This is a genomic window from Paenibacillus aurantiacus, assembly GCF_042431225.1.
GTDB lineage: Bacteria > Bacillota > Bacilli > Paenibacillales > Paenibacillaceae > Paenibacillus_Z > Paenibacillus_Z aurantiacus.
Window position 1 is genome coordinate 109,101 of the sequence record NZ_JBHMDO010000041.1, and the last position, 13,488, is coordinate 122,588.

Genomic DNA, 13,488 nt, shown 5'->3' on the forward strand with positions numbered 1-13,488 from the left:
GTATAATGACATAATAAGTTAATTTCACAACATGTTCGACATATTCCGAAAAAGCCGGTTTCGAAGGAGCTGCCGTCTCTATCGCCGGGGCGGGCACAGCTCAGGCTTCGCACGTATCTTCGGCCGCGTCAAATTGATCAGGTTGCCGAATGGCTGGGATCCATCCTTCACTCGGGATGGATTTTTATTATATTGCGTCTCTTGATCGCTATAATCGGTCACATCCAGATTTCCTTATTGAAAGTGTGGACTTGTCGTGAATCAGAGCCAAACCCTTATGCAATATTACCCGATCGGGCTCATTATTATTTGCCTAATCATCTCGGTCTTCGCTTCCTATATTGCGCTTGATCTCCCCCGCTTGCTACTTGCATCGCGCGGAAGAGCGCGGCGATATTGGTTCTTGGGCGGCTCCTCCGCGCTGGGCTTCGGGCTATGGGCGCTGCATGTCATCGGCACGCTGAATTACCGCCGGGAAGGCGGGGCGAACGACTATTATCTGACGGCGCTGCTCTCTTCGCTTGGCATTGCCATCCTCGTTGCATTTGCATGCAGCGGCTTAAGCGCGCGGCGCGAGATAAGAACCGCGCATATGGTCCGCAACGGCTTGCTGCTCGGCTTGGGCGTGTGCGGCATGCATGCGGCGGGCGCGCTGGCGCTTGACCGGACGAGGATCGTATACTCGCCGGTATTATTAGGCGTAGCGGCCTTGCTTACGATTCTCGTAGGTGTTTCCATGCAGATTTTGGCATACCGGTTCCGCAGGCCGGCATCACCGATAAGCCGCTTGGCGAAGGCCGGATGCAGCATCGCGTTGGGGGTTATTGTCGCGGCCGTGCAATATGTCGGTATGATGGCGCTGCGGTTATCTCCGATTGCTTACGCCGAGACGGATGAAATCGAACCGAATCTATACTTTTGGCTGGCGCTCGGCGTGGCGGGGTGGTCGATTCTAGTTCTGGGCGTCGTGATGCTCGTCGCCAATTTCTTGGACCGCCGTATCGCTCAGCAGGTCGCGCTTAACGGTTCTTTGATCGAAGCAGCCAGCGATAGCATCGTCGTCATCGACGCAGCTGGCCGCATCATGGAATTCAACCCTGCCGCGGAGCGTATCTTCGGGCATCGCCGCAGCGATGCCGTCGGCCGGCTCATGCCGGAGCTGCTGTTCACGACGCTGCTGGGCAATACCTATCGGGAGGCGATCGCACGTTACGTCCGCAATCCAAGCGATAATCCGTTCGGCGAACGGACGGAGACGACAGGCATGCGCGCGGACGGCACGATGTTCCCGCTGGAGTTGACCGTCACGCGCATCCGCAAGGCGGATCCGCCGATTCTGGTCGCCTTCATGCGGGACATTACCGAGCGCAGAAGGGCCGAAGCCGCGCTGCGCGAGAGCGAGGAGCGATACCGCAAACTGGTTCATTATTCGCCAGACCCGGTCATCGTCCATCTGAACGGCATGATCCTGTTCGTCAACTCTGCCGCCGGGGAGACGCTGGGCGCGAGGGAACCGGAGGAGCTGATGGGACGATTCCTATCCGACTTCATTCATCCTGACGATAAGGAGATCGCGGATATCGGCTTGAATACGCCGCCGAGCCGGCTGGCGGAGAGCGGGCCGGTGGAACTCCGCTGCTACAAGCTCTCCGGCGAGCTGATCGACCTGGAAGTGAAGTCGATCTTCGTGAAGTGGAACGGACGGGGCGTCATGCAGACGATCGCGCGCGACGTGACGGCCAAGAAACAAGCGGCGCAGACGATCCGCCAGATGGCGTATTACGATCGGCTGACGGGACTTGCGAACCGCAATCTGTTCCTCGAGCTTGTGCACGGACACCTCAAGCAATGCGAAGACGATGGGGTTGAAGCGGCGATTATGTTCATTGACCTCGACCGGTTCAAGACCATTAACGATACGCTCGGTCATCATGTCGGCGACGAGCTGCTTAAGGCGTTCTCCGGCGTGCTGGCATCCTCGATGCGCAAGGGCGACATTCTAAGCCGGATCGCCGGCGACGAGTTCCTCGTGCTGGTGCCGGGGACGATGGAAGCCGAAGCGGCGGATATCGCGCGTACGATCCTCTCTCACGCGAATACGCCGTTCAAGGTCGAGGGATATAGCCTGATCGTCACGCCGAGCATTGGGATCGCGATGTTCCCGAAGGACAGCCGCGACGCGGAAGAGCTGATCAAATACGCGGATGCGGCCATGTACCGGACGAAGGAGCTCGGCAAGAACGGGTATTCCTTCTATGATTCGAACGTACGCACTATCTCCTCGCGCGAGATGCAGCTGGAGCAGGGGCTGCATAAGGCGCTGGAACAGGATGAATTTCTACTGCATTATCAGCCGAGGTTCGATTTGCAATCCGGCCGTATTGCGGGCGTCGAAGCGCTTGTGCGATGGCATAGTCCGGAGTACGGCATGGTGAGTCCGGCGGAATTCATACCGCTTGCGGAGGAGTCCGGGCTCATCGTCCCTATTGGCGAGCTGATCTTGCGCAAGGCATGCGAGCAGAACCGCCGCTGGATCGACGCGGGTTATCCGCCCGTGCGCATGGCCGTGAACCTGTCGCTGGTCCAATTCAGGCAGGTTCATCTCGTAGAGCGGATCGAGCAGATTTTGCGGGAGACGGGCTTGCCAGGCGAGCTGCTAGAGCTGGAGATTACGGAGAGCGTCGCAAGCCAGAACGAAGGGGCTGTGGCCGAACGGCTGCAAGCGGTCAAGGCGCGCGGCATCACCGTGTCGATCGACGACTTCGGCACGGGATACTCTTCGCTTAGCTATTTGCGCCAATATCCGCTCGACGTGCTGAAGATCGACCGATCCTTTATCCGCAATTTGCCGCATTCCTCGGACGATACGGCGATCGTGCAGGCGATCATCGCGATGGCGCACAGTCTGCACTTGAGCGTCTGCGCCGAGGGGGTTGAGACGAAGGAGCAGCTCGATTTTCTGCGGGAGCACGGCTGCTGCGAAGTGCAGGGCTATTATTTGTCCAAACCCAAGCCCGCGGAAGAGATCGAGCGGATCCTCGGAACGACGATCGCGTCCCGAATCGAGAGCGCGTCCTGACGCTCGGCGGGAGGCGTCTGAAGCCCGCCGGCAGGGGCTTTTTTCCACCGAAAGAGAGTGTTGACGGTAACGCTTTCTTTGCGTTATGATGAGGGCATAATCAAACACGACGGCGTGCTACCTCGGGTAGAGGGCATGAGCCAAGAGAACGATTCTGCGGAGCAGAGTCTTTTTCTTGGCTCTTTTTTTTGCCTTTTTGCCATAATAAGCGAAGGTGATGAATGCGATGACAAAGAGGGATTCCACATTGCGAATCGAACGCGCAATCAATAATAACGTCGTGCTTGTGCTTGATGACCAGACGAAGGAAGAGTTTGTGCTGATGGGCAAGGGCATCGGTTTCGCGGGCAAATGCGGCGAGAGCATTCCCGCCTCCGACCCGCGCATCGAGAAACGCTTCCGGCTTGATGATCCGGGCGAGATGGTCCAGTACCATTCCCTGCTCGGCGACATGGAGCCGGAGGTCATTCGGATTTCGGAAGAAATTATCGGTCTGATTACGGCGAGCTTCGGCGAGCTGGTGAACCGCAAAATCTATTTCGCGCTTCCGAGCCACATTCAGTTCGTGATCTATCGGCTGCGCAACGGCATGGACATCGTCAATCCGTTCTTGTACGAGACGAAGATGTGTTATAAGGACGAATACGAAATCGCCAAGCGCGCCGCGGATCTAGTGGGGAATGCCTTCCATATCCGGGTGCCGGAAGAGGAAGTCGGCTTCCTGACCTACCATGTGCATTCGGCGGTCAGCAACGTGCCCGTCGGCCAAATCGTGAAGTTCACCAACTTGATTAACGAGCTGGTCGAGCAGATCGAAGAGAGGCGCGGCATCCGTATTTCCCGGGAAAGCATCGATTACATCCGGCTCATTACGCACCTGCGTTATTCGGTCGAGCGGATCAGCCAAGACAAGCGCGTGCATAATCCGCTCGTCGCCGCCTTGCCGCAGCAGATGCCGGAAGCTTATGCGCTTGCGCAAGAGCTGTCGCAGCTGGTGCACGGCTATATCGGCAAGCCGGTGAGCGAGGACGAGATTGGGTTTCTGGCCATCCATCTGTACCGGCTGTTCGAGGTGTTCCAGGCGCCTGGACAAGGCGCGCCGTAACCCGAGCGGTCGCTATAGAGGAGCTTATTGCGGCAATAAGGCAGCATGCAGCGTACGACAAACACTATGACTTCAGGAGGTTTTCACTTATGTTCGGCAAACTGTTCAAATCCAAAAAAGACACCTTCCAAATCACCGCGCCGATTACGGGCAAAGCGGTACCGCTGACCGAAGTTCCCGATGAGGCGTTCGCCGGCGGGCATATGGGACGCGGCATCGCGATCGAGCCAACGGTCGGCAAGCTGATCGCGCCGTTCGACGCGGTCGTCGCGCACGTCATTCACACGAATCACGCCGTTATTCTGGAGCATGCCTCCGGTCTGCAACTGCTCGTGCATATCGGCATCAACACGGTCGCGATGAACGGCGAGGGCTTTAAAGGCTACGTGCAAATCGGCGATGAAGTGAAGGCAGGCCAGACGCTGGTCGAATTCGATATCGAGGCGATTCGCGCCGCGGGTTATCCGCTGATCACGCCGGTCATCATCGCGAACGAGGACGAGTCGGTCACGGAGCTCGAAGTACTGCAAGGTTCGGTTACAGCTGGTCAGGATCCGATTATCCAGGCGGTTCTGGCGAAGTAACGATATAGATCCAGATTTATTGACATCCTAGGGGGAGTAAACATGTTAGCTTTCTTGCAACGGATCGGTAAAGCGCTCATGCTGCCGGTTGCGACGCTGCCTGCGGCTTCGATTCTGCTTCGTTTCGGCAGCATCGATTACGTGAATGAGTTTCATTTGGGGGACAGCGTCGGCGGATTCCTGAACCAGTATATCGCCCCTTTCCTTAGCGCAGGCGGCTCGGCAATCTTCGACTACTTGCCGCTGATCTTCGCGGTCGGCGTCGCGATCGGCCTTGCGGGCGACGCGGTTGCCGCGCTGGCGGCTGTAATCGCTTACCAAGTGTTGACGACAGTCCTGACGAAAGTGCCGACCGCGTTCCCGGATATCGTCGGGGCGGACGCCAAACTGAACATGGGCGTGCTCGGCGGCATTTTGGCGGGTCTCGTGGCCTCGTTCTTATACAAACGATACCACACGATCAAGCTCCCGGACTGGCTTGGCTTCTTCTCGGGCAAACGTTTCGTCCCGATCGTCACATCGATCTCGATGGTGCTCGTCGGCATCGTATTCGGCTTGATCTGGGGTCCGATTCAGAACCAGCTCGATATTTTCGGCCGCTGGATCGTGGACCTGGGCGGGATCGGCGCCGGTCTGTTCACGCTCGCTAACCGGCTGCTCATTCCATTCGGTCTGCATCATATCATCAACTCGATCGCCTGGTTCCAAATCGGTGATTTCACCGACGCAGCAGGCAACGTCGTCCATGGCGATATCACGCGCTTCTTCAAAGGCGACCCGACGGCGGGCATGTTCATGACCGGCTTCTTCCCGATCATGATGTTCGCGCTCCCGGCCGCCGCTATCGCGATTATCCAGAGCGCAAAGAAAGAGAAGCGCAAAGCGATTGCGTCGATTTTCATCGGCACGGCCATCGCTTCGTTCCTGACAGGCATTACGGAGCCGCTTGAATTTGCGTTCATGTTCGTGGCGCCGGTATTGTTCATCATCCATGCCGTACTCAGCGGCGCGGCAGCCTACATCGTCGCGGAAATGGGCATCAAGCACGGCTTCGGCTTCTCGGCCGGCTTTATCGACTACGCGCTCAACTACTCCTTGGCGACGAAACCGCTCCTTCTCATTCCGATCGGTCTCGTGTTCGCGGCTATCTACTACGTGCTGTTCCGCGTGCTGATCGTGAAGCTGAATCTTAAGACGCCGGGCCGCGAGGACGACGAGCCTGCGACGGCTGGGGCGGCTCCTGCGAAAGCGGCTGCGAGCGGCACGGCAAGCGACAAGGCGGCAAGCGTCCTGGCGAATCTTGGCGGCAAAGACAACATCGTTAGCGTGGATGCATGCATTACGCGTCTTCGTTTGGTCGTGAAGGATGAGAAAGAAGTGAACGACGCGGCGCTGAAAGGGCTTGGCGCATCGGGCGTCATGCGTTTGGGCTCGGGCGCGGTACAGGTTATCTTCGGCACGCAATCCGAGCGTCTGAAGGACGAGATCAACAAAATCATGTAAATACGGCGGCCCGTCGTCTCCCGGCGCCATTATATAGAGAATGCGCCGGGCAAGACGGACGCCCGCAATGGCAAAGTTGGCCAAATGGATCAATCGATGGACGAAAGCAGCATTATACGAACAGGAGTGGAGAACATGCAACAAACATATACGGTGGCAAACCAGCTGGGCATTCACGTTCGTCCCGCGAAGCAAATCGTGGAGGTTGCCAAAAAATATCCAAACTGCAATATTTTCGTCGAGAAGGACGGCAAGCGCAATAGCGCCAAGAGCCTGGTGAACGTACTGACGCTCGGGGCCAAGCATGGCGATCAAGTTACGCTGATCACCGAAGGCGAGCAAGAAGCGGATGCGCAAAAGGAAATCGGCGCGATTCTCTCGGCCGCGATCGACGGCCACGGTGGAAACTAATGATCATCCGGGGGATTGCGGCATCGCCGGGTATCGCGATCGGCCGGGTATGGCTGATGGAGAGCGACGCGGAGACAACGAAAGCGCCGGTTAACATCAAGCCTGCGGCGGTCGAAGCCGAAATCGCGCGTCTCATGCAGGCGATCGCGGAATCCGTAATAGAAGTAACGGCGCTGCGCGATCAGTTGCTGGCGAAAGGCAAGGATCACGAAGCGGAGATTTTCGATGGTCATCTGATGCTGTTGGAAGACGAGGAACTGCTGGACCGGGCCCGGAATGCGATCGCCGGAGAACTGATGGCGGCGGAAGCGGCCATCGCGGTAGCGCGGGACGAAATCGCGGCCATGCTGGAGAGCCTCGATGACGAGTACTTACGCGAGCGTGCGGCGGATATCCGGGATATCGGCGGGCGGATTATCGCGCGGCTGACCGGTCGATCGGACATGCCGCCGTCTGGTGGAGGCGAGCCGGTTATCATCGTGGCGCCGGACCTTACGCCATCGCACACGGCGCAGCTCGACCCGGCGGCCGTCGCGGGCTTCGTGACGCTGCAGGGCGGACGCACGTCGCACTCCGCGATCATCGCGCGCGCGAACGGGATTCCGGCGATCGTCGGCATGGGCGATGTGCTCGCCGATCTTCGCGCGGGCGAAACGGTCATCCTGGACGGCGAATCCGGCGAGCTGCACATCGCGCCGAGCGAGATCGTTATCGCCGAATACGGTGCTCGCCGCGAGGCGGAGCAAGCCAAGCGCGAAGGGCTGCAGGCGCTGATGGGCGTTCCGAGCGTGTCGCTGGACGGCGTGCACGTCGAGCTCGTCGCGAATATCGGCTCGCCGGCGGATGCCGTCGCCGCTAAGGAGCGCGGCGCGGAAGGCGTCGGCTTGTACCGAACGGAATTCCTCTACATGGGCCGTGATACGCTGCCTTCAGAGGAGGAGCAGTACGACGCGTATGTCAGCGTCGCGCGCACGTTTGGACCGATTGCTCCGATCGTCATCCGCACGATGGACATCGGCGGCGACAAGGAGCTGCCGCTTCTCGCGCTGCCGAAGGAGGACAATCCGTTCCTCGGCTACCGGGCGATTCGGATCTCGCTGGACCGGCCGGAGTTGTTCAAGACGCAGCTGCGCGCGATCCTGCGCGCGAGCGCGCACGGGAATTTGAAAATCATGTTCCCGATGATCGCGACGCTCGCCGAGTGGTGGGCGGCTAAGGCGCTCGTCGACGCGTGCAAAGCCGAGCTGCGCGCCGAAGGCGCGGCGTTCAACGACGCGATCGAATGCGGCATCATGATCGAAATCCCGGCGGCGGCGCTGCTGGCGGACCGCTTCGCGAAGGAAGTCGATTTCTTCAGCATCGGCACGAACGATCTGACCCAGTATACGTGCGCGGCCGACCGGATGAACCAGAAGCTGGCACTGCTCAACGATCCGCTGCAGCCGGCCGTGCTGCACCTGATCGAGCGCGTTATCCGCGCGGCCCGCGCGGAAGGCAAGTGGGCGGGCATGTGCGGCGAGATGGCCGGCCAGCCGCACGCGGTGGCGCTGCTGCTCGGCATGGGGCTGCACGAATTCAGCATGAGCGCCAATGCGGTGCTGCCGGCGCGCGGACTGATCCGCGGCATCGACCAGGCGAGCATGGCGGCTTTGGCGGCCGAAGCGCTAGAGCTCGAGACGCCTGACGCGATCCGCGCGCTCGTGGAAGCGCGCGTGCCGGCGATTCGCCAGGCGTAATAGCAGGAATGAAGCGTACTCCGCTTGCGGGCGGGGTACGCTTTTTTGCGCTAACATGCCGGGAAACGTGCGGCTTGTGCGAATAGCAACGCTCGGCTCACTATTATGCGGGAAAACGGGTCGGCACGAGTCGCTATCGCGCGGCGCGACTCGCTATTGGCGGGGTAACTCGCTCGTAGAGGCGCGATAGGGACACTGAAGTCGCTATTGGCGGGGTAACTCGCTCGTAGAGGCGCAATAGCGACACTGAAGTCGCTATTGGCAGCGTAATCCGCTCGTAGAGGCGCGATAGCGACACTGAAGTCGCTAACGGCGGCGCGACCCGTTCGTAAAGGCGCAATAGCGACACTGAAGTCGCTATTGGCAGCGTAATCCGCTCGTAGAGGCGCGATAGCGACACTGAAGTCGCTAACGGCGGCGTAATCCGCTCGTAGAGGCGAGATAGCGACACTGAAGTCGCTATCGGCGGCGTAACTCGCTCGTAGAGACGCGATAGCGACACTGAAGTCGCTAACGGCGGCGCGACCCGCTCGTAGAGGCGGGATAGCGACACTCAAGTCGCTAACGGCGACGCGACCCGCTCGTAGAGGCACGATAGCGACACTGAAGTCGCTAACGGCGGCGCAACCCGCTCGTAAAGGCGCGATAGCGACACTGAGGTCGCTAACGGCGGCGCAACCCGCTCGTAGAGGCACGATAGCGACACTGAAGTAGCTATTGGCGGCGCGACCCGCTCGTAGAGGCGGGATAGCGACACTGAAGTCGCTATCGGCGACGCGACCCGCTCGTAGAGGTGCGATAGCGACACTGAAGTCGCTATCGGCGGCGTAACTCGCTCGTAGAGGCGCGATAGCGACACTGAAGTCGCTATCGGCGACGTAACTCGCTCGTAGAGGAGCGATAGCGACACTGAGGTCGCTAACGGCGGCGCAACCCGCTCGTAGAGGGCGATAGCGACACTGAAGTCGCTATTGGCGGCGTAACTCGCTCGTAGAGGGAGTGATAGCGACACTGAGGTCGCTAACGGCGGCGCAACCCGCTCGTAGAGGGCGATAGCGACACTGAAGTCGCTAACGGCGGCGCGACCCGCTCGTAGAGGCACGATAGCGACACTGAAGTCGCTAACGGCGGCGCGACCCGCTCGTAGAGGAGCGATAGCGACACTACGCTCGCTAGCGACTTAATCCAAGCGCACTGACACACCAAAAACGCCGGGAAGGTCTTCCTTCCCGGCGTTCTCGTCCACCATTTCGTCTATCGCGGACGGATGCGGATGTCCTCTAATTGTCGCCGCGCTCGCGCGCCGTCATCTGCTGCCATACCGAGCCGGCCGCTTCCTCGCCGCGTTCGATGCGCTCCAGCGCCATGCGCGCCTGGAGCCGCACCTCGAATTCGGCGTCTTCCGCCGCGGACCGCAGCGCTTCTACCGCGCTATCGTCGCCCGCTTCGTATAAGAAGCGAGCCGCCCGCCAGCGGACGAGCTTATTGCGGTCGCCGAGCGCTTCGATCATCGGGCCGATGGCCGAAGGATCGCCCAGATCGGAGAGCGTGTCGCCGGCCGTCCGGCGGACGGAGGCCGAGCTGTCGCGCAGCGCCGTGAACAAATGCGGCATCGATTCAGGCAGTCGCAGCTCGCCGAGGTAGACGACGGCCAGGCGGCGGATCGAAGCGTTGTCGTCCGCGAGGGACTTCGCTAGCAGCGGCAGCATATCCGGCTGCGGGATCGTGCGGTTCAGCGCTTCGTACCGCTCATTCCACTCCGGCGATTGGAGCCGCGCGGCGAGCTCCTCCGTCGTCAAAGGCTCGGGCCGCACTGGCGGCGCCGGCGTCTCCCCGCCCGCCGCACCGGCAGCAAGCGCGTCCGCGACGAGCGCATCCAGCCGCTCCTGCGGATAGGCGGCCGTAAGCTCGCGCACTAGCTCGGCCGCGATATCCTCCGGCTCACCGTAGCGGATGCCCAGCTCTTCGAGCTTGCGCTCGCGGATCATCGTCGCAGCGGCGGCCTTTGTAACCGCATCTGTGAATGCGGCGGGCATGGCCGCGCGGACTTCGCGTTCCGCCATCCGTACGCGAACCTGTATCGGGATGCCGCGGTACAGCTGCACGAACCCGTGCGCTTCGCCGAAACTGTCGGCCGCTTGGCCGTCCTCCGGCTTCCCGCCGTCAGCGCTTTCGCCGAGCACGGTCCGCGCCTCGGACAGAATGCGCTCCCAGTCCGCGCCGGGCTTGCGGTCGAGGGCGATGAAGTCGGCGGTGCGGAACAACCCGCGCACGCCGTCGATTCGCAGCAGGCTGCCGAGCGGCTCGGGCGCCGAAGCCGCGTCCGACAAGGCGTACGTCTCCCGTTTGCCTGCAGGCAGCTTTTCGTCCACATTTAGTTTCATCGTATTGGGACTTGGGGTCGGTTCAATAAAAATCAAGCGCATCGCGCACATACCTCCTTATGACCACGATCATGGCTTACATCTTAGACTCCTCCTAAGTGTACCGGAAATCACGTCGGGATGCGAGCCGCGGCGGTAGGGCGAAGGGGCCGAAGTAGGGGGTAATAAGCCGCCGAGCAAGAAGGGGAATCCATAGGCCGGAAATTAACTTTCCGCTCGAACCGACGATAGGGACGAGGAGGAAAGACCCGCCGGATTCCGTGTGTATATGCCGGATTTGCGCAAATCCCGCAAGGTTGGTATCGTAGAAGAAACGCACGGTTGAAGCCGAAACACGATAGGGCGGGGAGGGCAAGTTTCACGCATGCGCTATACGAATTTGAATCCGGAGGCGAAGACGAATTCCTTCGCCGATCTTCGCCGCTGGCGCCGGGAGCGGGCCGGTAAGATGAGAACGAAAGACTACTCTTGGCGGGTGCCGTCGGTCAAGGCCGATCTTCATTATTTGCGGAGCCGCACGAAGGCCGCCTCGGTCACGTGGATTGGCCATTCCACGTTCCTGATCCGCCATAGCGGACTTACGATCGTTACTGATCCGGTCTGGGCCGAATCGATGGGTTTCCAGAAAAGACTGGTGCCGCCGGGGATCGGAATCGAGCAGATGCCCAAGGTCGACGTCGTGCTCCTGTCGCATTCCCACTACGACCATCTTCATCTGCCCTCGCTCAAGAAGCTGGCGGGCGACAAAAGACTGATCGTGCCGGTCGGCCTAGGGCCGATGCTGCGCAAGAAAGGCTTCGAATTCGTCACGGAGCTGCAGTGGTGGGAGCAGACGATGGTGGACGGCGTCCGCTTCACGTTCGTGCCGGCCCAGCATTGGACGCGCCGCACGCTGACGGATACGAACCGGTCGCATTGGGGCGGGTTCGTCATCGAGCCCGTTGAATCGATCATGAACGCGAAGCCGCACGATTACGCGCCCGAGACGATCTACTTCGCCGGGGACAGCGGGTATTTCGAAGGGTTCAAGCAAATCGGCCAGCGCTTCCGCATTGACGTCGCGCTGATGCCGATCGGGGCGTATGAGCCGGAGTGGTTCATGAAGATGCAGCACGTCACGCCGGAAGAAGCGCTGCAAGCGTTTCTCGACGTGGGGGCAACGCTGTTCGTGCCGATGCATTACGGCGCGTTCGCACTGGCGGACGACACCCCGCGGGAGGCGCTGGACCGGCTCGAGGCGGAGCGCGCGAGGCTCGGTATTGCGCCGGAACGGATCGAGGTGCTGCCGCAGGGGAGAGTGCTCAAGATCGCCGAGGCCGACGCCATGGCAAAATCGGATTGAAAAATCCCTATCCGCCCCACTGGTTTCGGCGTCCGCAGTCCGGTAAACTGCAATTGAACGTAACACGCGCGCAACGACGCCGGGCGCGTTCCTTGAAACGTGTTCCTATAGATGCAAACGCAATCATCCAACGGGAGGCTATAACGCAATGAGCAGCATCGTCAAAATCGGCATTATCGGCGCCGGCGCGATCGGCAACGCGCATATGGGCGCATTCCAGAAAATCGAAGGCGCCCAAGTCGCCGCCATCACGGATACGTTCCTGCCGCACGCGGAGCAGCGGGCGCAAGAGCACAACATTCCGCTCGTCCACCAGAGCCCGCAGGCGCTGCTGGAAGATCCGGACATCGACGCGGTCGTCGTCGCCGTGCCGAACAAATTCCACGCGCCGCTGGCAATCGAGGCGCTTCGCCAGGGCAAGCACGTCCTGCTGGAGAAGCCGATGTCGATCGACGCCGAGACGGCGCGCCAGATCGTCGAAGCGAAGGAGAAGTCCGGCAAAATCCTCATGATGGCGCACCAAATGCGCTGGGAAGGGTTGTCCCGCGCGCTGAAGAGCCAGATCGAGGAAGGCAAGCTCGGCCGCATCTATAATGCGAAGGCGGGCTGGTTCCGCAAGAAAGGCATTCCGGGCTGGGGCTCCTGGTTCACGCGGATGGACGAGTCCGGCGGCGGACCGCTGATCGACATTGGCGTGCACATGCTCGACTTGACGCTATACATGATGGGCAACCCGAAGCCGGTGTCGGTATTCGGCACGACGTACGCGGAATTCGGCCCGAAGAAAGCCGGCATTGGCAACTGGGGCACGCCGAATTGGGACGGTTACTACGACGTCGAGGACTTGGCGACCGCGCTCATTCGATTCGACAACGGCGCGACGCTGTCGCTCGAAGTGAGCTGGGCCGCGCACGCCGCGGGCCTGAGCGAAGACCCGTTCATCTACCTGATGGGCACGGAGGCGGGCGCTTCGATCGTCGGCAGCACGGGCAAGACCGTCACGCACGAGAACAACATCATCATCGAATCGTCGCTCTCGCCGATCGAGGGCGACGCGCGCCAGCTGATGAGCGAACATTTCGTCGCGTGCGTCCAAGAAGGCAAGGAGCCGATCACGACCGCGCTGTCGGGCTACACGAACAACCGCATTCTGGACGCGATCTACGAGTCGTCGCGGACGGGCGACGTCGTGAAGCTGAACTGGGACTAGTTGTTCCGCATAAGAAGGCGAACGGAAGCAGCCACTGGATAATCCAGGGCTGCTTTTTGCCATGCGCGCCGCAGAAGCAGCGTAAACGCGGGTAAGCGGTTATCCCAGATGGAGCGAAGCGCTCGAACAGCGGC

The 13,488-nt window shown here is 60.5% G+C and carries 9 protein-coding genes; 8 read left to right on the forward strand and 1 reads right to left on the reverse strand.

Features of this window, described 5'->3' with window-relative positions; all coding sequences use genetic code 11:
* Positions 1-256: 256 nt before the first annotated feature.
* The 6 genes from ACFFSY_RS25525 to ptsP all read left to right on the forward strand — a co-directional run bounded on the left by ACFFSY_RS25525 (position 257) and on the right by ptsP (position 8,418).
* On the forward strand, positions 257-3,079 hold the full coding sequence (locus ACFFSY_RS25525; RefSeq protein ID WP_377499460.1) for a bifunctional diguanylate cyclase/phosphodiesterase: 2,823 nt from the start codon (positions 257-259) through the stop codon (positions 3,077-3,079).
* 226 nt (positions 3,080-3,305) lie between these two features.
* Entirely contained in the window at positions 3,306-4,184 is an 879-nt protein-coding gene (locus ACFFSY_RS25530) for a PRD domain-containing protein (RefSeq protein ID WP_377499462.1), read from the forward strand.
* Between the two features lie 89 nt (positions 4,185-4,273).
* A complete protein-coding gene (locus tag ACFFSY_RS25535; protein WP_377499464.1) occupies positions 4,274-4,768 on the forward strand; it encodes a PTS sugar transporter subunit IIA in 495 nt (164 codons plus the stop codon).
* A gap of 42 nt (positions 4,769-4,810) precedes the next feature.
* Positions 4,811-6,271 (forward strand): N-acetylglucosamine-specific PTS transporter subunit IIBC, encoded by a 1,461-nt coding sequence (nagE, locus tag ACFFSY_RS25540; RefSeq protein WP_377499466.1) that lies wholly within the window; start codon positions 4,811-4,813, stop codon positions 6,269-6,271.
* Positions 6,272-6,406: 135 nt separating this feature from the next.
* A complete protein-coding gene (locus ACFFSY_RS25545; protein WP_377499468.1) occupies positions 6,407-6,682 on the forward strand; it encodes an HPr family phosphocarrier protein in 276 nt (91 codons plus the stop codon).
* On the forward strand, positions 6,682-8,418 hold the full coding sequence (ptsP, locus tag ACFFSY_RS25550; protein WP_377499470.1) for a phosphoenolpyruvate--protein phosphotransferase: 1,737 nt from the start codon (positions 6,682-6,684) through the stop codon (positions 8,416-8,418). Before ACFFSY_RS25545 ends, ptsP begins: the two co-directional genes overlap by 1 nt.
* 1,280 nt (positions 8,419-9,698) lie before the next feature.
* Here ptsP and ACFFSY_RS25555 read toward each other — a convergent pair.
* Entirely contained in the window at positions 9,699-10,844 is a 1,146-nt protein-coding gene (locus ACFFSY_RS25555) for a conserved virulence factor C family protein (protein WP_377499472.1), read from the reverse strand.
* A 322-nt stretch (positions 10,845-11,166) separates the two neighbouring features.
* Here ACFFSY_RS25555 and ACFFSY_RS25560 point away from each other — a divergent pair, with 322 nt between their 5' ends.
* Complete coding sequence (locus ACFFSY_RS25560; protein ID WP_377499474.1) at positions 11,167-12,144, forward strand: MBL fold metallo-hydrolase; 978 nt, start codon at positions 11,167-11,169, stop codon at positions 12,142-12,144.
* Between the two features lie 148 nt (positions 12,145-12,292).
* Positions 12,293-13,354: a Gfo/Idh/MocA family protein gene (locus tag ACFFSY_RS25565; RefSeq protein WP_377499476.1), complete on the forward strand. Its 1,062-nt coding sequence runs from the start codon at positions 12,293-12,295 to the stop codon at positions 13,352-13,354.
* Positions 13,355-13,488 lie beyond the last annotated feature (134 nt).

Coding starts and splice junctions, on each gene's coding strand:
- ACFFSY_RS25555 (WP_377499472.1), bottom strand. CDS start 10,844: ATGCGCTTGATTTTTATTGAACCGACCCCAAGTCCCAATACGATGAAA.
- ptsP (WP_377499470.1), top strand. CDS start 6,682: ATGATCATCCGGGGGATTGCGGCATCGCCGGGTATCGCGATCGGCCGG.
- ACFFSY_RS25565 (WP_377499476.1), top strand. CDS start 12,293: ATGAGCAGCATCGTCAAAATCGGCATTATCGGCGCCGGCGCGATCGGC.
- ACFFSY_RS25560 (WP_377499474.1), top strand. CDS start 11,167: ATGCGCTATACGAATTTGAATCCGGAGGCGAAGACGAATTCCTTCGCC.
- nagE (WP_377499466.1), top strand. CDS start 4,811: ATGTTAGCTTTCTTGCAACGGATCGGTAAAGCGCTCATGCTGCCGGTT.
- ACFFSY_RS25530 (WP_377499462.1), top strand. CDS start 3,306: ATGACAAAGAGGGATTCCACATTGCGAATCGAACGCGCAATCAATAAT.
- ACFFSY_RS25545 (WP_377499468.1), top strand. CDS start 6,407: ATGCAACAAACATATACGGTGGCAAACCAGCTGGGCATTCACGTTCGT.
- ACFFSY_RS25535 (WP_377499464.1), top strand. CDS start 4,274: ATGTTCGGCAAACTGTTCAAATCCAAAAAAGACACCTTCCAAATCACC.